The organism is Anaerotignum sp. (assembly GCF_030625865.1).
Taxonomy (GTDB): domain Bacteria; phylum Bacillota; class Clostridia; order Lachnospirales; family Anaerotignaceae; genus Chakrabartyella.
In genome coordinates, this window is record NZ_DAOUQB010000022.1 from 1 (window position 1) to 22,784 (window position 22,784).

A 22,784-nucleotide genomic window follows, 5' to 3' on the forward strand; every position below is an offset into this window, starting at 1 on the left:
CATGTCCTTCGCCTCCTTACCTGCTGTTTTGCAGGTGCAACTCCTTTTTCCAAGACCAAGTATATTGGAGAAACCTAAAATTTACTTTAAATTTAAAAAAGATTTTACAAAAATTTCTTAAACCGTCTAAAACGTAAAAAAGCCCTAGAAACAAAAGTTTCTAGGGGGATGAAAGACAAGGTCAAAAGAAAGACCTTGAGGGCTTTGCCCTCAAACACCTACAAGGGTTTCACCCTTGACCTTGCTAAAACCCGCATAGATATGCGGGTTTTCTGCTTTTTTTAAAATTTTATTGATTGTATTTGCCTTGTTTCATGGCTTCTTTTATTTTAGGTACAATTTTATCTCCTTATTACTTTTATATTACGTAATCTCTTTTTTATCAACCATCATTAAAAGAACAAGAAAACAAAAAAATAAATCCCTAAGAAACAAAAGTTTCCAGGGATTTTTTCAATTGCGGAGGCCAGATTTGAACTGACGACCTTCGGGTTATGAGCCCGACGAGCTACCGGACTGCTCCACTCCGCGGCAATAAAAAAATATGAAATTACTATGGGCGGAGAAGGATTCGAACCTTCGAAGCTATCGCAACAGATTTACAGTCTGCCCCCTTTGGCCGCTCGGGAATCCACCCATATGAAAGCCGATGATCGGACTCGAACCGATAACCTGCTGATTACAAGTCAGCTGCTCTGCCAATTGAGCCACATCGGCAAATACTCAAAAACGGAGTACGACTAATATAATATCATAGGATTTTTGTTTCGTCAAGTATTTTTTCTTCTTCTTTCGACAAAAAGCATTTTCCATCCTTTATAAGTTAACAAAGGCGGCTGAGCGCCTGTAAAATTTCGCCTAAATATTGCTGCATAAACCGCAACACCAAAAGAAGAGAAGCAATATAACACCCCAGAGAGATAGGTTTTAGCAAATGATTTTGCCTTCTGGAAAAAGCCATTACTTCTAGTATGGACTGAATACATAAAATTATAAAAAATTGTCCTGCCAGTGTTAGAAATCCTTGCATAATATCGCTCCTATTCAAAAACTTATTATCATCCTATGAAAATTTTTCTTTTCAAATGACGTTTTTCCGTTCATAATAGAGAATAGAAAAGGAGGGTCTGATATGAACAAAAAAGCAAAGCAAGCAGTACTTTCCCTTTCCGCCGCAGCAACAGGTCTTTCCGGCGGATTATTTCTTTGGCAAAAAGCTTGTTTTTGGCAAGCACAAAAAAAAGTAGATGATACCCATTTTGAAATATATTCCTCACCATTGGGTGATATCGCCTATACATCTGTAGGAAATGGCCGTCCTTTGCTCCTAATCCATAGTATGACACTGGGGACAAGTCGTAGGGAATGGGATATGGTTATAACGGATTTAGCAAAAAGTTACCATGTTTATGCATTGGATTTACCCGGCTTTGGCAATTCCTATACACCTGAGAAGCCGTGGACAGCCTATCAGTATGCCCAATGTATTCATGAATTTATGGAAAATGTAATTCGCCGTCCTGTTTGTATCGTAGCATCTAATGGCGGTGGTGATATGGCTTTGGTTACCTCTATGATGTATCCCGAAAAAATAAAAGGGCTTATCCTAATCTCTCCGGAAGGCTTTGGACGAGGCTTCGCAACAAATAAAGAAACAAAACCTCTCAATAACCTTCTAATGCCTATTTCCGGAACCCAACTTTTTCTTTCCGGAACAACAAAAAGAAAAATCAAAGAAGGTTTGGAAGAACTTATTTTTGCAAAAGAAAACATCTCAAAAGAGTTATTGAACACCTTCTATTATTCTGCTAGAAGAAATAAAAAAAATCAGGTGACCTTTGCAACATTAAAAACAGGTTTTTGGCGAGCAGATACAAAAGCAGCATTTTCTGCCCTTCCTATGCCTTTCTGGATTTTTTGGGGAGAAGAAAACAAATCAAACCCCATTTCTAACATGGAATGGGCCGAAAACATCCGTCCTGAGGGAGAATATGTTATTTTTGAAGATGTTGGCAACTTTCCCCATCTGGAAAACAGCCAAACTTTTACTCATATCGTGAAAGAATATTTGAAATAAAGGGGATTATTGTAATGAATCAGTTAGAAACACCAACCCGTTCTCAAAAAGATATGGAACTGTGGTTCCAACAAGTAACCAGTCCCGGTTCCAGGCTCTTGAGTCACGGTGTAGTACCAAAAATCCAACCCAAATTTGTGAGTTGCAGCCTAGAAGAAAAAAGCGTTACGCTATCCTTTGATGTTTTAGAATGGGAATTAAATCCGCAAAACGTCATTCATGGCGGTATCATCGCCACAGCCTTTGATACAGTTCTTGGGCTTCTTTGTCATTATTTTACAAAACCTCATGTGGTAATTACAGTAAACTTAAATACCACCTATCATAAACCTATTTTTATGGGTACTACCTTTCATATTAAGGGTAAATTAGAATTTCAAGGGCGCTCTTTATGCAATATTACGGGAGAAGCATGGACACAAAACAATTCTGTTTTGGCAGCAAGTTCTACCGCAGTTTTTAAAGCCCTCAGAGAAATCCAAAGCAACCCATTAGTATAGAAAGGAAGATATACTTATGAAAAAAAACAAAAATTTAAACCAAGGAGACATGGAGGCTTGGTTTACAAAAATAAATGCACCTGACTTTTATATGAGAGAAAAAGGTGTTCTAAATTTATTGGATCCAAAATTTAAAGAATGCAACTTCGAAAAAAAAGAACTGGTTCTCTCCTTTGAAGTAAAGGATTGGGAATTAAATCCGGAAGGTGGATTGCATGGCGGTATTATTGTAACGGGTTTTGATATGACTTTTGGTTTACTTTGCCATTATTTTGAAAAACCAAATATGGTTTGCACTGTGAATCTATCCACAACATACATTCAACCCGTCCTACCTGATGATACAGTTGAATATCATGCTCGCATCATTTCCCAGGGAAAAAACATGATTAGCTTGGTAGGGGAAGCACGATTAACAAGAGAGCATATTCTTGCGGCAACTGCTACTACAACGTATATGATTTTAAATAAGCAATTGGATATACCGGAGTAAAATTAACCTTGATACGCAAAAGGATGCAGCTAAAATCTGCATCCTTTTTTTTATAAATCTTATTGCTTTTCATAATCGGCAATTTTAAATTCACTTTTGTTTTCAATTATAAAGTCTATTCCTGTATTCTTTTTTTGCAAGATAATGAAAATCAATAGATAAACAGTAAGTAAAACTCCCTTTTTTACTACCTCATCTTATTCATTTCCAAGTCAACTTTCCTTACTTCCTATGATAAAAGGATAGCATCTCCTTATTCCTTTTCCTCTCAAATTCCCGATAAAATATGAGATCATAAAAAGTTTTTAGTACAAACCCCATTTCTTTCTATTCTTTTTGAAACAAAATTACTTATCATTTTTTGTTCATGCCGATTCTACTACACCTTTGCGAATACGAATAATAATTTCACATCCCTCCTCGTTTTGTGAATCCTCATATACCACATCCATACCGCTGCGACGGATTACTTCTAAAGATTGCTTAATGGTATTGGTAAACAAACGGAAATCCGTAACATAACGTTTTTCCCTCCTCTCACCCTTTTCCGTATGTTTGTTCCGCATTTCTTCCAAAGTATGTTCCACAAATTCTTCTGTCCGTTTTACATTCATTTCCTCACGAATCATCTGGGCCATAACATACAGACGGGTTTGCTCATCGGGCAAACGAAGCAATGCCCTGGCATGACGTTCTGTAAAGTTATGCTCCAAAAGCTCTTTTTTCACACTATCCTCTAATTTTAAAACACGCAGTTTATTTGCAATGGCTGACTGGCTTTTGGACAACTTTGCCGCCAACTCTTCTTGGGTTAAACCATAATCTTCCATCATATTGCGATAGCCTTCAGCCTCTTCCAAAAAACTCAGATTTTGGCGCTGAATATTCTCAATAAATGCTAAAACAGCACTATCGCTGTCACTTACCTGCACAAAAATGGCAGGAACCGTTGTAAGTCCAGCCATTTCCGCTGCTCGAAGGCGACGCTCACCTGCCACCAATTCGTAGGAACCACCACTCATTTTCCGAACAGTAATGGGCTGTAAGATGCCATATGCAGTAATGGATTCCGCTAATTCCTCCAGTGCACCTAGATTAAAATATTTTCTTGGCTGATATGGATTTGGACGAACCTTTTCAATTGGCAGCTGATATACAGCCTTCTCCTTTTTTAATAGCATTTCGGGAAATTTCAAAACCTCCATCTGTATTTCCTCCTTTTTTATCCTATAGAAACCGAGATACTTTTACAAATCTACGGCATTTTTCTTTTTTTTCATTTTAACATAGGAAACCAAAATTGACAGAAAAAGAGTATAACAAAAACACTGTACCCTCGACAAAATGGTGCTGCATAAGACACAAAAAACTCGAAGGGTTGGATATATTGACGGAGGTTGTGAAAATTTAATAATTCTTTAACCTTTTCTCGTCAAATTTTTTCATTTAAAAAACTACATACATGACTTTTTTTGACACAGGCATACTATATATCGTATTTTTTCTTTTCAGCAGTAGTAATTTTTTTTATTCCACTACTGCTTTTTTATAAAAATAAATTTGAAAATCAGATGAAATATTTGTGCCGACACAATATATTTCCCGGGTATAGCTTCGTTCCAAAAAGACTTGTCTTACTTTTTTTCTCTCAGTCCCCTTTTACCATAAAAAAGACAGCATACATCAGTATGCTGTCAGACTGTCTTACTTCAAAGGTTTTTTTGAAATTTTACCGGCTTTTCTGGGATACTGTTTTGGCGTAGGAGATACTTTTTCAATAAAAACAAGCTTATGTGCTAATTCTGTAAAAGGAATTGTAACATCAATCACCTTACTTACCCTACCCCCAAGCTTCCCTATTGCACTCTCTGCCTCCGCAATTTCTCCCAAAGCATCAGGACCTTTTAGCGCCGCCAAAGTTCCGCCAATTTTTACAAAAGGCAAACAATATTCCGATAATACAGCTAAATTTGCCACTGCACGGGAAACACAGTAATCAAACTGCTCCCGATACAACGAATTTTGTCCCCCATCCTCCGCACGGGCATGAACACATACAGTATCCTTTAAACCCATAGATTTTATTGCCTCTTCCAAAAAGCCAATTCTTTTTTGCAAAGAATCCAACAAGGTCATAGAAACCTCCGGACAGACAATTTTCACAGGCAAACCGGGAAAGCCAGCTCCTGTTCCCACATCAATAATTTTTGTATCCTGTGAAATTTCTAAATAAGGCACAAGGCTCAAGCAGTCAGCAAAATGCTTTAAAACGACTTCTTTTTCCTCTGTAATGGCGGTTAAGTTCATTTTTTCATTCCATTCCAGCAACAGGGACATATATATCATAAACTGCTCTCCCATTTGTTGGGAAAGAGGAATTTGCATTTGCTCGCAACAAGATTGTAACAGCATTTTATTTTCCATGTGTTACTCCTTCTCAATATAATTTATTTTCCACTTACCATAGCGATTAGGTTCCGCCACCATTTGAACGGAAATTACCTCTGTTTTTCCCTCATCGTTTTTGCAAGTAAGGGATACCGTTCTAATTTCATTCAATATATCATCAGAAAAAAAATGAAGGGTTTTTCTATCCTCAAAAAACTTTTTGATTCCCTCAAAATCTGCTACAGCAGCAGCGGTAGTAGAGAGATATCCCATCGCCTCATCTTGACAGTCATTTTCCAATGCAGTAATAAATGAACGTACCGTTCCACTGGGATTCGGTAATGAAAAAAAGGGAGCACCAATTGTATTAAAGCAAGAATGTTCCAATGGAAATCTTCTTTTGGGTAAAAACATTCTTCTGTCTTTTTGGGGTTCTTCTTTTCGATTTTCCTCCCAAGGCAGAAATAGATTCATCCAATCCCCTCCTTTTTGAAAAAATAGACCTGGGCTTCGAGACAGCGTCCCGAGAGCTTGTCTTTTAGATTACGGGACAAAATCCCCATAATTTATTTTTTTCGCTTTTGTTGCTCCAGATAAATTAGCAATACAGAAATATCCGCAGGAGATACCCCTGTAATACGAGATGCATGACCTAAAGAACTGGGACGAATTGCATCAAGTTTTTGTTTTGCTTCAATACGCAGGCCTTGAATACTCTGATAGTCCATATCCTCGGGCAATTTACGATTTTCCAACTTTTTAAACTGCTCCACTTGCTTGAGCTGTTGACCGATATAGCCTTCGTATTTTATTTGGATATTCACCTGTTCTCTCACATCCATGGGCAATTCCGGTCTTTCCCCATCAATAGGCGCAAGCTTTTCATAATCCAACTCCGGTCTTTTGATAAGATCTGACAGTTTTACCCCTGATTTAATGGGAGAACTTTCATGTTTTTCCAATATTTCCAATGTTTTTGTATTAGGTGCAATGGTTAAGCCTTTTACACGCTCAATTTCCATAGCAATCAAACGTTCCTTTTCTCTCAATGCGAGAAAGCGTTCCTCTGAAACCAAGCCGATTTCATGACCAATTGGCATCAGCCTCTGATCTGCATTATCCTGACGCAACAACAAACGGAATTCTGCACGGCTTGTCATCATACGATATGGCTCTTTACTTCCCTTGCTGATTAAATCATCAATTAATACACCGATATATCCATCGGAACGTTGTAAAATAACGGGGTCTTTCCCTTGGATATATCTGGAGGCATTGATCCCACCGATAAGCCCCTGGGCAGCCGCTTCCTCATAACCGGAACTTCCGTTAAACTGACCTGCACTGAATAATCCCTTATAATCCTTAAATTCTAAGGAAAGCTTTAATTGGGTTGCATCAATGCAATCGTATTCAATGGCATAAGCAAAACGGGTAATTTCGCAGTGCTCTAACCCTGGAACCGTATGATACATGGCAATTTGTACATCCTCAGGCAAAGAAGAAGACATGCCTTGAATATACATTTCTTCCGTAGTCTCACCTTCAGGCTCTATAAAAATCTGGTGACGCTCTTTATCGGCAAAACGAACCACTTTATCCTCAATGGAAGGACAATATCTGGGGCCTGTCCCCTCAATAATACCGCCGAATAACGGGGAACGATGTAAATTTTCTTTTATAACCTCATGGGTTTTTTCATTGGTATAAGTCAACCAGCATAATGCCTGCTCTCTTTTAATATCCTCCGCTGTATTTTCAAAGGAAAAAGGAATAATATTTTCATCTCCATATTGAGGCTGCATTTTATCAAAGTCCAAAGAACGTTTCAACATTCTGGCCGGTGTACCTGTTTTAAACCGATACAACTGAATTCCCATATCCTTTAAGCTTTGGCTTAATTGGGTGGCAGGCATCAAGTTATTGGGACCACTGGGAACAATGACTTCCCCATGTAAACAACGCCCGCGCATATAAGTACCCATAGAAAGAACAGCAGCTTTGCAGCGAAAGATTGCTCCGGCAGCAGTCACAACGCCGGAAACTTTGCCATCTTCCATCATAATCTCTGCAATTTCACCTTGATAAATCCGTAGGTTTGCTGTTTTTTCCAAAGTGAGTTTCATTTCTGATTGATATTTTACTTTATCTGCCTGGGCGCGCAAGGAATAAACCGCAGGCCCTTTTCCTGTATTCAACATTTTTGTCTGAATATAAGTTTTATCAATTACTTTTCCCATTTGTCCGCCCAAAGCGTCAATTTCTCTTACTAAATGCCCCTTAGAGCTACCCCCAATAGAGGGATTGCACGGCATCATGGCAATGCTGTCCAAACTGATGGCAAACATAATGGTTTTCATTCCCATTCTAGCTGACGCCAAAGCCGCTTCACAGCCTGCATGGCCACCGCCTACAACAGCAACATCAATGGTTTCTGCCTCATACTTCATTTTAAAACTCCTTAGTATCGCGAAGGGAAACTCCCTCGTTTTTATTTTATTCTTAATCTAGTATTTTAGGACAATTCCTCGGAATTAGCAATGCTTTCAAATGAACTAACCAAAAAAATGGAGAAAAAATTGTCTTTTTTCCGAATATATTAAAAAATATCCTATTTTTTACTTTCCAAGGCAAAACTTTGTAAAAATTCGATCAATAATTTCTTCATCTGCCACATCGCCTGTAATTTCGCCTAAAGCTCGGTTGGCATCCTGCAAATCCATAGAAATAAAATCCTCAGGCATACGGGTACGGATCGTAGTCAGGCAATGCTCCATCGCTTCTTTTGCTTGAAACAATGCATTTTTATGGCGGGTATTTCCTAAAAGTCCATCCTCCGCCTTTACACTTTCACCGCTGAAAAATAAATCCTTTAGACCATGAATTAGCTCCTCAAATCCTCTGTTTTCCTTTATGGAAATAGAAATCAACTGCTCTTTGGGAATATATTTTTCCAATTCTTCCATAGAAATTTTTTGATCCAAATCTGTTTTATTCAACAAAACTAACGTCTTTTTTCCATGAATGAAGGATAAAATTTCTCTGTCCTCCCCTTCCAATAATCTTGAACCGTCTAACATCATTAGAATCAAATCGGATTTTTCCGCATAGGCCTTGGATTTTTCCACACCCATTTTTTCCACTACATCCCCGGTTTCACGAATTCCTGCTGTATCCACAATTTTCATAGGAATGCCATCTATGTTAATATACTCCTCCACGGTATCTCTTGTAGTACCGGGAATATCCGTTACAATTGCCCGTTCTTCTTCCAATAACCAATTCAATAGGGATGATTTACCAACATTAGGCTTACCCACAATCACTGTTTCCAAACCTTCTCGAATAATTTTTCCACGATCCGCTTTGGCCAATAATTCTTCCATACGGCTCAGTAATTTCAAAGCACCCTGTTCCATATTACCGTATGTTTCTTCTTCCACATCGTGCTCCGGATAATCAATAACCGCCTCTATTGCAGCAATCATATCCAATAATTCCTCACGCATGGAGCGAACTTCCGTCTTCAACCTTCCCTCTAGCTGATTTACCGCCGCCTGACGGGATAAATCTGTATGAGAATGAATAATATCAATAACTGCCTCAGCCTGAGTTAAATCCATTCGGCCATTTAAAAAAGCTCTTTTTGTAAATTCCCCGGGTTCCGCTAATCTGGCACCCTCGTTCAAAACCGCCTCCAAGATACGGCGAGTAACCAGCGCACCACCATGACAGTTTATCTCAACAATATCTTCTTTTGTATAAGTTTGGGGTTCTTTCATCACAGAGACCAAAACCTCGTCAATAACTTCTCCACGGCTTATTATTTTCCCATAGGACAAGGTATGACTTTTCTTTTCCAAAAGAGATTTTTTTCCTTCAAACAGACAATCTACCAATTCAACACTGCCTTGCCCGCTGATTCTGACAATACCAATCCCTCCCATACCCAAAGGGGTTGATATTGCCGCTATTATATCGTCTAACTGATTTAATCTATTCATTTTCCCCTCCTATTTCAACAAATACCAAGGTCAATATTAAAACCAAGGTCTCGGGACTAAGTTCTTGGGAGTAAGTTCTTGGGACTCTGTCCCAAACCCTGCAAGGGATTTCATCCCTTGACCCATTTATGGAAAAACTTCGTTTTTGCTTATAGATATAATCTAAATCTTTCTTAAACCGCATGGATATGCGGTTTATATAAAAGTTTTTGCCCTTGCTTTTTTCAAAAAGCAAGGCAGGTTTGGGTGAAACCCAAGGTCTTGCCCTTCGTTCTCGGGACTCTGTCCCAAACCCTGCAAGGGATTTTATCCCTTGACCCATTTATGGAAAAACTTCGTTTTTGCAAGTTTTAAAGAGATAAATCAAAGGCTTAAGAAATTTTTAATCAAAAGCCAATAGCTGTAACTATCTAAAACCACATAAATATGCGGTTTTCAATAGAAGTTTTTGCTCTTGCTTTTTTCAAAAAGCAAGTGGGTGTGGGCAAGGCACATGGTCTTATTTTTTATTATCCGTTAAATACAGGAAAACCCGTAACAAGCGCTCCTGTAACGGGTTTCAAATCGTTTTTATTTTAAAGTAATCACAACGTTACGATAAGGTTCTTCCCCTTCGCTATAAGTTGTCACAAATCGATCGTTTTGCAATGCAGAATGAATAATTCTTCTTTCATAAGGATTCATTGGCTCAAGCACCACGTTTTTCTTTGTATGCTTTACTTTCTTTGCCAAATTAAAGGCAAGGGTTTCCAATGTTTCCTTTCTTCTTTGACGATAATTTTCCGTATCCAGCATTACGCTTACATAAGAATTGCTGTTTTTATTCACAACAAGATTTACCAAATACTGCAAAGCATCTAAAGTTTGACCTCTTTTGCCAATTAAGATACCCATATCGCCACCGGTTAAATTGATTAGTAGATGCTTATCCTTCAGTTGTGTTTCGATTTTTACAATAAGCCCCATGGATAAAAATACTTCTCTTAAAAAATTTTCTGCCATGCGTTCGGGATTAAAATTTTTTCTAACCAAAACAACTGCATCTTTTCCGCCAAATACACCAAATAAACCTTTAGAGCCTTCTTCAATCACCGTAATGGATACTTCTTCTTTTGACGCCCCTAATTCTGATAAAGCAGCAGCAATTGCTTCATCAATGCTTTTACCGGTTTTTCTAATTTCATCCATTTTGAGCTGCCTCCCCCATAAATTTCTTTTTATAGTATTTCTGTAAAATTACCTGCTGAATAATACTTAAGATATTACTGAATGTCCAATAAAGACCAATACCTACAGGCATAGAAATACAGAAGAAGCCCATCATAAACGGCATAACATAAGTCATTGTTTTTGTCATGGCCGCTGCGGGGTTGTTGGGATCATTGTTCGCAGATGGTGTCATTGTCATCATAATTTTAGACTGGGCAAAAGTAGTTACTGCAGCCACCACAGGAATAATTACCCCCGGCCATTTTAATCCGGCCTGGTTTACCAAAGGAAGATACAAAAAGGTTTCAATATTATTCTTTGTTGCCAAAAGTCCAACCAATGCATCTCCATTGCTGCCAAGCTGTTCTAAAATTGATTTCCATGCATCAACGTTAAGATAATTTACCAGCATAACAACATCGTTCAAACGGCCCAAATCAAAACCATTGGCTTTAATTGTTGCCACATTCTTGTAATGATCCATGAAAGTCTGAGCATAAGGCCCAAACACTTCCATTCTCAAATCTACGGGAATCTGCAAAATTGCATTTGCGATATCTGTGTAATTTTGACCAATTACATCAACATATATATATGCATTTTGGAAAATATAAAATAATGCATATAAAATAGGAAGCTGAATAATCAAAGGTAGGCACCCACCCATAAGGTTAATCCCATTTTTCTTTTGAAAATCCTGCATCTCCATAGCCATTTTCTGCTGAGAAACCTGATCTTTTTTTCCTTTATATTTATTTTTAATCTTTTCTATCTCTGGCTGAAGCATCTGCATCTTAATAGAAGATTTTTGCTGCTTAACCATCAGCGGAAACAGAATTATTTTCACAATCAAAGTAAATATAATGATAGCAAAGCCCAATGCGCCCACATTCATTACACCATAAAGCCCATTAAAGAGCATATTATATACTTGTCCCAAAACATTTGCAATGGGACTCAATATGCTTCCGGGCATCCTTACAGACGTAAACGTCGTCAAAACGACACCTGATAACAATTCACTTCCAAACACGTTTTATGCCTCCTTAAACAAACAAATAGAATTTTTTGCCCCGCAGGACAAGATCACAAACAAAAGGATTTTTAAGGAACGGGGTCATAGCCGCCTTCATGGAAGGGATGGCATTTCAAAATTCTTCTGACGGCAAGATATGTGCCCTTAAATATACCATAACGACATATAGCAATGTAAGCATACTGAGAGCAGGTGGGAGTAAACCTGCAATGGGGTCCTATCAAAGGAGAAATACCCACCTGATAAAAACGGATTAAGAACAAAAAAAATTTTTTTACCATTTTTCTCATCTCATTTCTTTTTCATCCTCTTTCCCCGCTTCTTTGGCTTGTTGAGAAAGAAGTAATTGATGTTTTTTGAGTAAGTGCCGCAAGGAAACACTGACCTCCTGATATGTTGCGTCTTTACAGATCACTCTGGCAATCACAACAATATCATAGCCACAACGAAGGTCGTCCTCCATATTGCGATAGCTCTCTCGAATCAAACGAGTCACACGGGAACGGACAACACTTTTTCCAACTTTTTTGCTGACAGAAACTCCTAATTTGTTGCCCTGTGTCCCATTTTTCACTACATACATAACCAAATGGCGGTTGGCGATAGATCTACCTCTATTGTATACATACCGAAATTGAAAATTTTTTCTCAAAGATTCTGTAAACTTCATAATGATCCTTCTTTCATTCGGTACCGCCAAAAGTTCCTCATATGAACAAAAGGCCACTTACAGCGGCCTAATATACTTTTTGGTATGAGGATTATGCGGATAATACTTTTCTACCTTTTTTTCTTCTTGCAGCAAGAACTTTTCTGCCGTTAGCTGTTCTCATTCTTTTTCTGAAGCCATGTTCTCTGCTTCTTTGTCTCTTTTTCGGCTGAAATGTCATTTTCATAGTTATACGCACCTCCTTTGTTACAGGGTTTCACTGCCCTATTTCCGAGCACTGTTACTATTATAGTAAAAAAGGATAGGAACGTCAAGAAAAATATTTCCCCTAAAAGCCTTAAATCCCTGGGAATTTAAGCTTAAGAATTTCAATCTACTAATATTTTTCAACCAAACAAATATATAGTTCTTTTTATTTTTTTCCTACTATATATAGTAGAAAAAAAAATTTATAAATTAATCCACATGGCTTTTTGCACTTCCCAAAAAGATATGCAGATTTTTTCATTGCGGTTGTGGATAACTTTTGTTATACTATGTACAAGATATTTATACCCTAATCCACAAAATTCACAATATTTTTAAGCATCTAAAAATTGTGTTATCCACAATTTGTTGATAAACCTGTGTATAACTCAATTTTTTTGTGTAAAACCTTTTGAATCATACACTTTTTTTCCTTAAGTCTATGCTTAAACTAAGATATTTCAAGTTTTTCCGTAAATAATCGGCTGTTTATTGTGTGGGTATTTATTAAGCAACAGTTGTGAATAACCAAGGCTTGTCTTATTTTTTCAAAATTTTTTTCACAGCCTGACTACATTCCTTTGTGAATAACTAGTCTGTTATCCACAAAATTTTAACAGGAGGTACATAATGGAACAAATAAACGAATTTTGGAACGAAGCATTAAAAATTATCGAAGAAGAAAGCTCCGCCGTTAGTTTTGAAACATGGTTTCGTCCCATTGTGCCATATGGCATACAGGACAACTGTCTGTATTTGCAGGTAGAAAATCCTTTAGCCAAAGATATGCTGGAAAAACGATATTTTGACCTACTTCGTAATACTGTAAAACAGGTAACGAAAAGAGAACTGGGAATTATTATTTTATTGGGCAATGAACTGCCTCAAAAATTAGTGGAACAAAAAGAAACACAAAAACCAAATATTGATATTCCGAGAAATTTAAACCCCAAATATGTCTTCAGCTCTTTTGTGGTAGGAAACAGCAACCGTATGGCACATGCTGCCTCTTTGGCGGTGGCCGAGGCACCGGCAAAAAACTATAACCCTTTATTTTTGTACGGAAATTCAGGTCTTGGCAAAACCCACTTAATGCATTCCATTGCCCACTATATCCTGGAGCATAACAATGCCGCAAAAGTATTATACGTAACAAGTGAAACCTTTACAAACGAGCTGATTCTTTCTATTCAGAATAATAGAAATGAAGCTTTTCGTAATAAATATAGAAATATCGACGTTCTTTTAATCGATGATATTCAATTTATCTCTAAAAAAGAAGGTACGCAGGAGGAATTTTTCCATACCTTTAACGCATTATATGAATCAACCAAACAAATTATTATCTCCTCCGACCGTCCACCAAAAGAAATTGAAACTTTAGAAGACAGGTTGCGCAGCCGCTTTGAAATGGGTTTGATCGCTGATATTCAACCACCGGATTACGAAACAAGAATTGCAATCCTTCGTAAAAAAGCCGAGCGTGATAATCTTCAGGTTCCCGATGATGTTATGGCTTACATCGCTAAGAATATTGCATCCAACATCCGAGAATTAGAAGGGGCATTAACCCGTATTGTTGCCTTTGCAACCCTTACAAATCAAGATATTTCCATCACATTAGCAGAAAATTCTTTAAAAGATATTTTCAGTGAAAATGCGTCTGCACCTTTGACGCCTATTTTGATACAGGAAATTGTTGCAAATCACTTCAATATCAGAATAGAAGATTTACAAGGAAGTAAAAAACCTAAAAATATTGCTTTTCCAAGGCAAATTTCTATGTATTTATGCCGTAAATTATTAGATATTTCCTTACCAAAGATTGGTGAAAGCTTTGGCGGACGTGATCATACCACTGTAATTCATGCTATATCAAAAATTGAAAAGCAATTAGAAAATGATATGGCTTTACAAAATACAATTTTACAGCTTGAAAAGGAAATTAAGGGGCAATAATTCTCCACATCAGCTTGTGGAACAGAATAGGGAAATCCTGTGGATAAATAGTCATTTTTAATCATCCCTGTGCATAGTGTGGATAAGCTATCCTTCTGCCCACATCCCATCCACATGACTTACCAACAGGGAAAATATTTGATTCCTCGAGGAAAAGTAAGTTTTCCACAAACCCACAGCCCCTACTACTGCTACTACGGTTAAACTCTTATTTATTTCTATATACACTGTGTGAAAAGGAGTTGTGAACAACTTGAAACTGTTATGTAAAAAAGATTTGCTATTACAATATATCAATATTGTGAATAAAGCTGTTTCCAATCGAACTACTTTACCAATTTTGGAATGTATTTTATTAACAGCCGATGAAAGAGGATTTATTTTAACAGGTAATGACTTAGAATTGGGAATAAAAACGGCTTCCATTGAAGCAAATATTTTGGAACAAGGAGAAATTGCCATCGAAGCTCGAATTTTTAACGATATTATTCGCCGTTTAAACGGAGAAGAGGTGACAATTTCAACAAACGAAAAAAATGCAGTTACCATTCTTTGTGGTTCTTCGGAATTTACCATTATGGGTCAAAGTGGAGAAGATTTTCCTGCATTACCAGAGGTTGAACAGAACCAAGCTTATACTTTAAAGCAAAATGATTTAAGAAATATGATTCGTCAAACAATTTTTTCCATTGCACAAGACAATGCAAAGCCTGTTTTAACAGGAGAGTTATTTGAATTCAACAGTGATTTTTTTAATATTGTTTCTGTGGATGGCTATCGAATTTCTTATCGTAAAAATGTTTTGATGAATAGTTATGATCAAACAAATGTAATTGTTCCGGGAAAAACCTTGAGTGAGTTAAATAAAATTTTATCTCAGGAAGAGGAAGATTTGGTTTCTGTTTATGTTACAGATAAACATATTTTATTTGATCTGGGTACGGCAATTATGGTTTCTCGATTAATAGATGGAGATTTTATCCGTTATGAACAAAGTTTTTCCGAAGATTATAAAACAGAAATACTGATTGACAAAAGTGAAATGATTCAGTCTCTGGAAAGAGCTTCCTTGGTGTCAAGAGATAACAGAAAAACACCGGTTCGCTTTAAAATTAAAACAAAAAACCTTGAAATTACAGCAAAAAGTGATATGGGGACTGCTTATGAGGAAATTTCGGCTGAAATTGAAGGAGAAGAAATTTCCATTGCCTTTAATCCACGTTATTTTATTGAGGCATTGCGTTCCATTGATGAAGAAAAAGTAAAAATACATTTTACTGCTTCGTTAAGTCCATGTACTATTTTACCTGTGGAGGGAGATTCTTTTAAATATTTGATTCTTCCCCTAAGAATGTAATTTTATTTTATGTTAACCTTATAAGAAAGAAGGATTATAAGATGCAGGAAGTTGGGATTCATACCGAATTTATAAAATTACAGCAGGCACTAAAGCTTGCCGGCATAATTGGACAGGGGTCTGATGCCAAGGCAATTATTGCTGAAGGTTTGGTTTATGTAAACGGCGTACAAGCGCTGGAAAGAGGAAAAAAGATTCGCCCAAATGATGTAATAGAAGTAAAGGGGCTTGGAACAGTTAAAATCATTAGTGAAGAATAATAAATTAAAAAGTGATTTTGGACGTTTATATCCAAATAATGGAAAAAACACTTTTATTTTGGAAATACTATGAGACTTAAACCTCTCCTCTAGAAAAACAGTTTGTTTTAAAAGGGGAGAGGATCTATATTTTCGGTTATAAAGAATGTTATTTTTATAACCATCTTTTTTTGTTATTTTTAACTTATATTTGTTCAGTGAATATTTGGTGAATATTTATGCAAATCTCGGAAGTTTCTTTACAAGGTTTTCGCAATTTAGAACAATTGCATATAAAACCGTCAGAAGGAATTAATGTATTCTACGGTAAAAATGCCCAGGGGAAAACAAATTTTTTGGAATCCCTTTATTTTTGTGCAACGGGAAGGTCTATGCGTACAAAATACGATTGGCAGATGATTGGCTTCGATCAAGAAGAAACGCATATTCGCGTATCAGTACAGAAAAACACCCGAAAAGAACGAGTAGATGTTCATCTAAAAAGAGATACAAAAAAAGGGATTGCAAGAAATGGCGTGCCTATAAAAAAATTGGGTGATTTATTCGGTGCTTTATATACGGTTGTTTTCTCTCCCGAGGATCTTGCTTTGGTAAAAGAGGGGCCGGGAGAACGCCGTCGATTCTTGGATATGGAACTTTGTCAGTTAAGTCGGATTTACTATTATGATTTGCAGCAGTATTACCGTATTTTAAAGCAGAGAAATAATTTATTAAAGGAAATACAGAAAAAAACATCCCTACAGGAAACCCTTTTTGTTTGGGATGAGCAATTAATTGACTACGGTGAGCGCATAATAGGGGCTAGAATGAATTTTTTACAACGACTTGATGTCATTGCCGCTAAAAAGCTTAATGCCCTTACAGGTGGCTTAGATCAGCTTAAAATCACATATAAACCAAATTGTGACCGGGGGCAGATGACAGAGAAAATACAACGTAATTTGCAGCGTGATATTTATTTGGGTACGACCAATCATGGACCCCATAAGGATGATATTCTATTTTCCATTAATGGCAAGGAAGTAAAAAGTTTTGGTTCTCAGGGGCAGCAAAGAACAACGGCTTTGGCTGCAAGACTGGCAGAAATTGATTTGATTCGGGAAGAAACGGGAGAAGAACCTATATTGTTGTTGGATGATGTTCTTTCTGAATTGGATGAAAGGCGTCAAAAATATTTAATGGAAAGTATTGATGGTCTTCAAGCTTTTTTAACCTGTACAGGAATAGAAGATGTGATTAAAAAATATATTAGCAATGAGAATTTGTTTTATGTGGAAAATGGTCGTATTACGGCTGAAAACTAAAAATTTTCTAAAAAAGGTGTGATTTAAAATGAAATTACACCTCTTTTATTTAAGGGAATAGTATTTGAAAAAATTGGTGAAATTTAAAATAAGATGGTGCTTCTTTAATTAAGGAAGAAAAAAAATTAAAAAATGCATCTTAAATTACAGTTTTCCTTGAAAATAAAAGGTTTTTTGCTTGTAGAATGGATGAAAAAATGATATAATGAGTACATTAGATAAATTTATGATATGCAAGAAAAATATTTTTTATTTTTTAATGGAATTTATAGTTGTTTTTGAAAAATAGAATGTCAAATGAAAGTTTTTAGATAACAATGGACAATGGAAAATTTTGTGCGTTAAAGTAAAATTTCAACAAATTTTACTTTTCATATTTGATTTAAAATAGGTTTTATGATACAAACCTATTTTTTCTTTGGCGCAAAGCAGCGATGAAGAACCCAAGAAGATTTATTTGGAGGAGAGGTTTTATGTCATCAGATTACAATGAAAGTCAGATCCAAGTGCTGGAAGGCTTGGAGGCTGTTAGAAAGCGTCCGGGGATGTATATCGGTTCTACCAGTGCCAGAGGCCTGCATCACTTGGTTTACGAAATAGTGGATAATGCGGTGGATGAGGCCTTAGCAGGATTTTGTAATGAAATTACCGTGAAAATTCATCCCGATAATTCTATTTCTGTTATGGACAATGGACGAGGGATTCCTGTTGGTATTCAACAGCAAAAGGGAATATCAGCGGTTGAGGTGGTTTTTACAATTTTACATGCCGGGGGTAAGTTCGGCGGTGGTGGATATAAGGTTTCCGGTGGTCTGCATGGGGTTGGTGCTTCCGTTGTAAATGCACTGTCGTCTTGGTTGACGGTAAATATCCATACGGATGGAAAGTTATATGAGCAAAAGTATGCACGTGGTGATGTATTGACACCTGTGACTGTTATTGGTGAGTCACAAAAGCATGGGACATATGTTCATTTTTTGCCGGATCCGGAAATTTTTGAAGAAACGGTTTTTTCTTATGATATTTTATTGCAGCGTTTGCGTGAAACGGCTTTTTTGACAAAGGGCTTGAAGATTATTTTGATTGATTTGCGAGAGGGGATGGAGCAGGAGCGCACTTTCCACTATGAAGGCGGTATTAAAGAATTTGTTGCCTATATCAATAAAAATCGCCAGCCATTATATGATGATATTTTCTATGCTTCTGGCCAAAAGGACGGCGTTTTGGTTGAAGTTGCTTTCCAATATAATGATGGATATACAGAGAACATTTTCAGCTTTGTAAATAATATTAATACGCCTGATGGCGGTACCCATTTGATTGGCTTTAAAAGTGGTTTGACAAAAACGTTAAATGATTATGGTAAAAAAGTCGGTGTCATCAAAGATTCGGATAAAAAGCTTTCCGGCGATGATGTGAGAGAGGGTATTTCTGCTGTAATCAGCATAAAAGTGGAAGATCCTCAGTTTGAAGGGCAGACAAAGGCAAAATTAGGTACAAGTGAAGCAAAAAATGCAGTGGAAAGTGTTTTAAGCGAATATTTCACTTATTATTTGGAAGAGAACCCATCTGTTGCTAGAATTATTATTGAAAAGAGTATGACGGCTTCCAGGGCCCGTGATGCTGCCAGAAAGGCAAGGGAATTGGTTCGCCGTAAAACAGGATTGGAAAATACAAGGCTTCCCGGTAAGCTGACGGATTGTACCAGTAAAGATCCCTATGAATGCGAAATTTATATTGTAGAGGGTAACTCTGCGGGGGGAAGTGCCATTAAAGCCAGAGATCCTAAGACTCAAGCTATTTTGCCCTTACGGGGTAAAATTTTAAATGTGGAAAAAGCAAGATTGGATCGTATTTTAGGCAGCGAAGAAATTAAAAATATGATTACCGCTTTTGGTACGGGAATTTCCGAAGATTTTGATATTGAAAAATTACGGTATCATAAAATCGTTATTATGACCGATGCCGATGTGGATGGTGCCCATATTCGTACGTTGCTCTTAACTTTCTTTTACCGCTATATGCCCCAATTGATTGAAGAGGGGAAGGTATTTATTGCACAGCCTCCTCTTTATTGCGTGGAGAAAAATAAACAGCATTATTATGTGTATGATGATCTCCAATTAGAGGCTTTATATAACGAAATTGGCAGAACGGGTATTAAAGACGTTCAGCGTTACAAAGGTCTTGGTGAAATGGATTTTGACCAGCTGAGAGATACAACGATGGCTGTAGAGCATCGTATTTTGAAAAAAGTTGATATTAGTGATGCTTTGCTTGCTGATGAAATATTCAGTATGCTTATGGGTGATAGTGTAGAGCCAAGAAGGGATTTTATTGCAGAAAATGCTCAGTATGCGGAAATGGACTTCTAAAACGTAAGGTCAAAAGAAAGACCTTAGGGACGCTGTCCCTAAAACCCAGCAAGGACTATGCCCTTGACCCAATATGGAAAACTACGTTTTCCAAGTGAAAGGTTTAGTTTTGAAAAAGAGTCAAGGGATGAAATCCCTTGTGGGGAGTTGGGGCGAAGCCCCAAGGTCTTAAGGTTTTATAAAAAAGATGAGGTGAAAAAATGAGCGACGAAATCAAAGAAATAGATAAGGTCGTTTCCATAGATATTAACGAGGAAATGAAAAAATGCTATATCGATTATGCCATGAGTGTAATTGTTGCCCGTGCATTGCCTGATGTGCGGGATGGTTTAAAGCCTGTGCAAAGACGTATTCTCTATTCTATGAACGAAATGAACTTGGACCCCAATAAAAGTTACCGTAAATCCGCTCGTATTGTGGGTGATACCATGGGTAAATATCATCCTCATGGTGATAGTTCTATTTATCAGGCAATGGTGCGTATGGCACAGAACTTTTCTATGCGCTATATGCTGGTAGACGGCCATGGTAACTTTGGCTCGATTGATGGATATGGCGCCGCTGCAAGCCGTTATACTGAGGCAAGAATGTCTAAAATTACGGCGGAGCTTTTGGCAGATATCGAAAAGGATACTGTTGATTTTGTACCGAACTATGATGAGAATGAAAAAGAACCAACTGTTTTGCCGGCTAGGATACCAAATCTTCTGATTAATGGCTCCTCAGGTATTGCTGTTGGTATGGCGACAAATATACCACCTCATAATTTGACGGAAGTCATTAATGGTGTGGTTTGTATGATAGAGAATACAATAAATGATAAAGATACCGATGTGGAAGAATTGATGGAGCATATTCAGGGCCCGGACTTCCCCACTGGAGCAACCATTTTAGGAAAAAGCGGAATTCGTGCTGCATATCGTACCGGTAGAGGTAAAATTTTGGTTCGTGCTTTGGCTGAAATTCAGCCTATGTCTAATGGACGGGAAAAAATTGTGGTAACAGAAATTCCTTATATGGTAAATAAGCTCAGATTAATTGAAAAAATTGCAGATCTGGTAAAGGATAAGCGTGTTGATGGGATTAGCGATTTGTATGATGCTTCTGCAGGTGATGATATTAAAATTATCATTGAGCTGAAAAAAGACGTTAATGCCAATGTAATATTAAATCAGCTTTATAAATATACGCAGCTTCAGGAAAGTTTTGGTGCGATTATGCTGGCCTTGGTGGATGGCAAGCCTGAAATTTTAAACCTTAAACGGATTATTGAAGAATATTTAAAGCATCAGGAAAATGTAGTTACAAGAAGAACCCAATTTAATCTGGATAAAGCGCAAAAACGGGCGCATATTTTAGAAGGATTGCGTATTGCAATAAACAATATTGATGAAGTAATTCGTATTATTCGTACCAGTTATGATAATGCCAAGGATCGTTTAATGGAGCGATTCCAACTCTCTGAGATACAAGCCCAGGCGATTTTAGAAATGCAGCTTCGTCGTTTACAGGGGTTGGAGCATGAGAAAATTGATGCGGAGTATAAGGACTTAATGGAAAAAATTGCTTACTATCAATCTTTATTAGCTGACAGAAAATTAATGTTAGGCGTCATTAAAGATGAACTGGTGGAAATTGGTAATAAATTTGGTGATGAGCGTCGTACGCAATTGGTACAAAACCCCGGTGAAATTGATATTGAGGATTTGATTGAGGAAGAAACCTGTGTTATGACTCTTTCCAACCTGAATTATATTAAACGTACACCTTTGGATACTTATAAAAGCCAAAATAGAGGCGGTAGAGGTATTGTTGGTATGCAGACAAGGGATGAGGATTTTGTAAAAGATATGTTCCTATCTTCCACCCACGATACGATTTTGTTTTTTACGGATAAGGGTAGGGTATATCGTATGAAGGGCTATGAAATTCCCGAAGCTGGTCGTACCGCAAGGGGAATGGCAATTGTGAATTTACTGGAAATTGCGCCAGGGGAAAGCATTACTGCTGTGATTCCGGTAAAAGAGTTCAAAGATGATGAATATCTTGTTATGATTACAAAACAAGGCATTATTAAGAAAACAGAAATGAGCAGTTATGCAAATATTCGAAAAGGCGGTTTGATTGCTGTTAACCTTAGGGATGATGATAGCCTGATTTCTGTTATGACAACCAATGGAAATGATGAAATTTTTGTTGCTACGAGAAACGGTATGGGCATAAAATTCTTTGAACAAGATGTGCGTTCTATGGGACGTACAGCTACTGGTGTCAAGGCAATTACCTTGCGTGATGAGGATTATGTAGTTTCTGCTGTTAAATTAGAAAAAGACTCCAAGATATTAAATGTCACGGAAAATGGCTATGGAAAACGTACCGAAGCCGAAGCTTATTCTATTCAATATAGAGGTGGAAAAGGATCAAAGATTCATCATTTAACGGAAAAAACAGGGCTTTTGACAGGAGTTTTACTGATAGATGAGAATGAAGAAATTATGCTGATGACTTCTGAAGGTGTGATTATCCGTTTGAGAGCAAAAGATATTTCCACCGTCGGTCGAGTTTCTCAGGGTGTAAAGCTGATGAATTTGAACGATGGGGTATCTGTTATAGGGATTGCTAAAATTTCTGAAGATGATATTAAAGAAGAATCTGAAGAACTAGAGGAAGATAATGCGGAAATAACAGAATAATAATATATGAATAAAACTGCGCAATGAAAAGTGCAGTTTTATTTATTTAGCTTATGTGAAGAGTATTTATTTTTTAAGTGGAAACCATATAAAATAAGAAATGATAAAAAGAAGTATTTTAGAAGTTTGGTTTGTGTGATTACCAAGATTTTAGTTGAAGAAACGATTCAGAATGCCAAACAGAGGAATTTTTGAAGAGAGTAGAAGAATGCA

At 37.1% G+C, this 22,784-nt stretch carries 20 protein-coding genes and 3 tRNA genes; 9 read left to right on the forward strand and 14 right to left on the reverse strand.

Annotation, left to right across the window (positions count from 1 at the left end; genetic code table 11):
• Positions 1-457: 457 nt before the first annotated feature.
• The 4 genes from P9Q65_RS07745 to P9Q65_RS07760 all read right to left on the reverse strand — a co-directional run bounded on the left by P9Q65_RS07745 (position 458) and on the right by P9Q65_RS07760 (position 1,030).
• Positions 458-531 (reverse strand) — tRNA-Met (locus tag P9Q65_RS07745).
• Positions 532-556: 25 nt separating this feature from the next.
• Positions 557-637 (reverse strand) — tRNA-Tyr (locus P9Q65_RS07750).
• A gap of 7 nt (positions 638-644) precedes the next feature.
• Positions 645-717, reverse strand: a tRNA-Thr gene (locus P9Q65_RS07755).
• 106 nt (positions 718-823) lie between these two features.
• The gene (locus tag P9Q65_RS07760; protein ID WP_304508815.1) at positions 824-1,030 is read right to left on the reverse strand and encodes a hypothetical protein; all 207 of its coding nucleotides are present in this window, start codon (positions 1,028-1,030) and stop codon (positions 824-826) included.
• A 102-nt stretch (positions 1,031-1,132) separates the two neighbouring features.
• On the opposite strand from P9Q65_RS07760, the gene P9Q65_RS07765 reads away from it, so the two are divergent.
• From P9Q65_RS07765 to P9Q65_RS07775, 3 genes are read left to right on the forward strand one after another with little or no spacing between them, the layout of a single operon-like run.
• A complete protein-coding gene (locus tag P9Q65_RS07765; protein ID WP_304508816.1) occupies positions 1,133-2,077 on the forward strand; it encodes an alpha/beta fold hydrolase in 945 nt (314 codons plus the stop codon).
• A gap of 14 nt (positions 2,078-2,091) precedes the next feature.
• Complete coding sequence (locus tag P9Q65_RS07770; RefSeq protein WP_304508817.1) at positions 2,092-2,577, forward strand: PaaI family thioesterase; 486 nt, start codon at positions 2,092-2,094, stop codon at positions 2,575-2,577.
• Between the two features lie 16 nt (positions 2,578-2,593).
• Positions 2,594-3,070, forward strand: a complete 477-nt coding sequence (locus P9Q65_RS07775) for a PaaI family thioesterase (RefSeq protein ID WP_304508818.1) — start codon at positions 2,594-2,596, stop codon at positions 3,068-3,070.
• A gap of 365 nt (positions 3,071-3,435) precedes the next feature.
• Here the strand turns inward: P9Q65_RS07775 and noc are convergent, their stop codons facing one another.
• From noc to rpmH, 10 genes are all read right to left on the reverse strand, one after another.
• The gene (gene noc, locus P9Q65_RS07780; protein ID WP_304508820.1) at positions 3,436-4,275 is read right to left on the reverse strand and encodes a nucleoid occlusion protein; all 840 of its coding nucleotides are present in this window, start codon (positions 4,273-4,275) and stop codon (positions 3,436-3,438) included.
• Positions 4,276-4,774: 499 nt separating this feature from the next.
• Positions 4,775-5,494: a 16S rRNA (guanine(527)-N(7))-methyltransferase RsmG gene (gene rsmG / locus P9Q65_RS07785; RefSeq protein ID WP_304508821.1), complete on the reverse strand. Its 720-nt coding sequence runs from the start codon at positions 5,492-5,494 to the stop codon at positions 4,775-4,777.
• Between the two features lie 3 nt (positions 5,495-5,497).
• Positions 5,498-5,932, reverse strand: a complete 435-nt coding sequence (locus P9Q65_RS07790) for a hypothetical protein (protein ID WP_304508822.1) — start codon at positions 5,930-5,932, stop codon at positions 5,498-5,500.
• Positions 5,933-6,024: 92 nt separating this feature from the next.
• Positions 6,025-7,908 (reverse strand): tRNA uridine-5-carboxymethylaminomethyl(34) synthesis enzyme MnmG, encoded by a 1,884-nt coding sequence (mnmG, locus tag P9Q65_RS07795; RefSeq protein WP_304508823.1) that lies wholly within the window; start codon positions 7,906-7,908, stop codon positions 6,025-6,027.
• 168 nt (positions 7,909-8,076) lie between these two features.
• Positions 8,077-9,462: a tRNA uridine-5-carboxymethylaminomethyl(34) synthesis GTPase MnmE gene (gene mnmE / locus P9Q65_RS07800; protein WP_304508824.1), complete on the reverse strand. Its 1,386-nt coding sequence runs from the start codon at positions 9,460-9,462 to the stop codon at positions 8,077-8,079.
• Between the two features lie 570 nt (positions 9,463-10,032).
• Positions 10,033-10,650: an RNA-binding cell elongation regulator Jag/EloR gene (jag, locus tag P9Q65_RS07805; protein WP_304508825.1), complete on the reverse strand. Its 618-nt coding sequence runs from the start codon at positions 10,648-10,650 to the stop codon at positions 10,033-10,035.
• Positions 10,643-11,704: a YidC/Oxa1 family membrane protein insertase gene (locus P9Q65_RS07810; RefSeq protein WP_304508826.1), complete on the reverse strand. Its 1,062-nt coding sequence runs from the start codon at positions 11,702-11,704 to the stop codon at positions 10,643-10,645. Before P9Q65_RS07810 ends, jag begins: the two co-directional genes overlap by 8 nt.
• Before the next feature lie 71 nt (positions 11,705-11,775).
• Positions 11,776-11,997, reverse strand: a complete 222-nt coding sequence (gene yidD, locus P9Q65_RS07815; RefSeq protein ID WP_442870842.1) for a membrane protein insertion efficiency factor YidD — start codon at positions 11,995-11,997, stop codon at positions 11,776-11,778.
• Positions 11,994-12,377, reverse strand: coding sequence for a ribonuclease P protein component (gene rnpA, locus P9Q65_RS07820; RefSeq protein WP_304508828.1), 384 nt, complete (start codon positions 12,375-12,377; stop codon positions 11,994-11,996). The genes yidD and rnpA overlap by 4 nt, the downstream gene beginning before the upstream one ends.
• 91 nt (positions 12,378-12,468) lie before the next feature.
• Positions 12,469-12,603 (reverse strand): 50S ribosomal protein L34, encoded by a 135-nt coding sequence (gene rpmH / locus P9Q65_RS07825; RefSeq protein WP_290715678.1) that lies wholly within the window; start codon positions 12,601-12,603, stop codon positions 12,469-12,471.
• A gap of 647 nt (positions 12,604-13,250) precedes the next feature.
• Between rpmH and dnaA the strand changes: the two genes are divergently transcribed.
• The 6 genes from dnaA to gyrA all read left to right on the forward strand — a co-directional run bounded on the left by dnaA (position 13,251) and on the right by gyrA (position 22,571).
• Positions 13,251-14,582 (forward strand): chromosomal replication initiator protein DnaA, encoded by a 1,332-nt coding sequence (gene dnaA / locus P9Q65_RS07830; RefSeq protein WP_304508859.1) that lies wholly within the window; start codon positions 13,251-13,253, stop codon positions 14,580-14,582.
• A 253-nt stretch (positions 14,583-14,835) separates the two neighbouring features.
• Positions 14,836-15,939, forward strand: a complete 1,104-nt coding sequence (dnaN, locus tag P9Q65_RS07835; protein ID WP_330695304.1) for a DNA polymerase III subunit beta — start codon at positions 14,836-14,838, stop codon at positions 15,937-15,939.
• A 41-nt stretch (positions 15,940-15,980) separates the two neighbouring features.
• A complete protein-coding gene (locus P9Q65_RS07840; RefSeq protein WP_304508830.1) occupies positions 15,981-16,199 on the forward strand; it encodes an RNA-binding S4 domain-containing protein in 219 nt (72 codons plus the stop codon).
• A gap of 218 nt (positions 16,200-16,417) precedes the next feature.
• Positions 16,418-17,503 carry a DNA replication/repair protein RecF gene (gene recF, locus P9Q65_RS07845; RefSeq protein ID WP_304508831.1) on the forward strand — a complete coding sequence of 362 codons (1,086 nt, stop codon included), beginning with the start codon at positions 16,418-16,420 and terminating at the stop codon, positions 17,501-17,503.
• Positions 17,504-17,976: 473 nt separating this feature from the next.
• Positions 17,977-19,878, forward strand: coding sequence for a DNA topoisomerase (ATP-hydrolyzing) subunit B (gene gyrB / locus P9Q65_RS07850; RefSeq protein ID WP_304508832.1), 1,902 nt, complete (start codon positions 17,977-17,979; stop codon positions 19,876-19,878).
• 200 nt (positions 19,879-20,078) lie between these two features.
• Complete coding sequence (gene gyrA, locus P9Q65_RS07855; protein ID WP_304508833.1) at positions 20,079-22,571, forward strand: DNA gyrase subunit A; 2,493 nt, start codon at positions 20,079-20,081, stop codon at positions 22,569-22,571.
• Positions 22,572-22,784: the final 213 nt, after the last annotated feature.

Excerpts from the sequence above, each read along its gene's own strand:
- gyrB (WP_304508832.1), top strand. The coding sequence starts at position 17,977 with ATGTCATCAGATTACAATGAAAGTCAGATCCAAGTGCTGGAAGGCTTG.
- P9Q65_RS07840 (WP_304508830.1), top strand. The coding sequence starts at position 15,981 with ATGCAGGAAGTTGGGATTCATACCGAATTTATAAAATTACAGCAGGCA.
- P9Q65_RS07765 (WP_304508816.1), top strand. The coding sequence starts at position 1,133 with ATGAACAAAAAAGCAAAGCAAGCAGTACTTTCCCTTTCCGCCGCAGCA.
- jag (WP_304508825.1), bottom strand. The coding sequence starts at position 10,650 with ATGGATGAAATTAGAAAAACCGGTAAAAGCATTGATGAAGCAATTGCT.
- P9Q65_RS07775 (WP_304508818.1), top strand. The coding sequence starts at position 2,594 with ATGAAAAAAAACAAAAATTTAAACCAAGGAGACATGGAGGCTTGGTTT.
- rpmH (WP_290715678.1), bottom strand. The coding sequence starts at position 12,603 with ATGAAAATGACATTTCAGCCGAAAAAGAGACAAAGAAGCAGAGAACAT.
- gyrA (WP_304508833.1), top strand. The coding sequence starts at position 20,079 with ATGAGCGACGAAATCAAAGAAATAGATAAGGTCGTTTCCATAGATATT.
- recF (WP_304508831.1), top strand. The coding sequence starts at position 16,418 with ATGCAAATCTCGGAAGTTTCTTTACAAGGTTTTCGCAATTTAGAACAA.
- mnmE (WP_304508824.1), bottom strand. The coding sequence starts at position 9,462 with ATGAATAGATTAAATCAGTTAGACGATATAATAGCGGCAATATCAACC.
- P9Q65_RS07770 (WP_304508817.1), top strand. The coding sequence starts at position 2,092 with ATGAATCAGTTAGAAACACCAACCCGTTCTCAAAAAGATATGGAACTG.
- rnpA (WP_304508828.1), bottom strand. The coding sequence starts at position 12,377 with ATGAAGTTTACAGAATCTTTGAGAAAAAATTTTCAATTTCGGTATGTA.
- mnmG (WP_304508823.1), bottom strand. The coding sequence starts at position 7,908 with ATGAAGTATGAGGCAGAAACCATTGATGTTGCTGTTGTAGGCGGTGGC.
- P9Q65_RS07760 (WP_304508815.1), bottom strand. The coding sequence starts at position 1,030 with ATGCAAGGATTTCTAACACTGGCAGGACAATTTTTTATAATTTTATGT.
- rsmG (WP_304508821.1), bottom strand. The coding sequence starts at position 5,494 with ATGGAAAATAAAATGCTGTTACAATCTTGTTGCGAGCAAATGCAAATT.
- yidD (WP_442870842.1), bottom strand. The coding sequence starts at position 11,997 with ATGAGAAAAATGGTAAAAAAATTTTTTTTGTTCTTAATCCGTTTTTAT.
- noc (WP_304508820.1), bottom strand. The coding sequence starts at position 4,275 with ATGGAGGTTTTGAAATTTCCCGAAATGCTATTAAAAAAGGAGAAGGCT.
- P9Q65_RS07790 (WP_304508822.1), bottom strand. The coding sequence starts at position 5,932 with ATGAATCTATTTCTGCCTTGGGAGGAAAATCGAAAAGAAGAACCCCAA.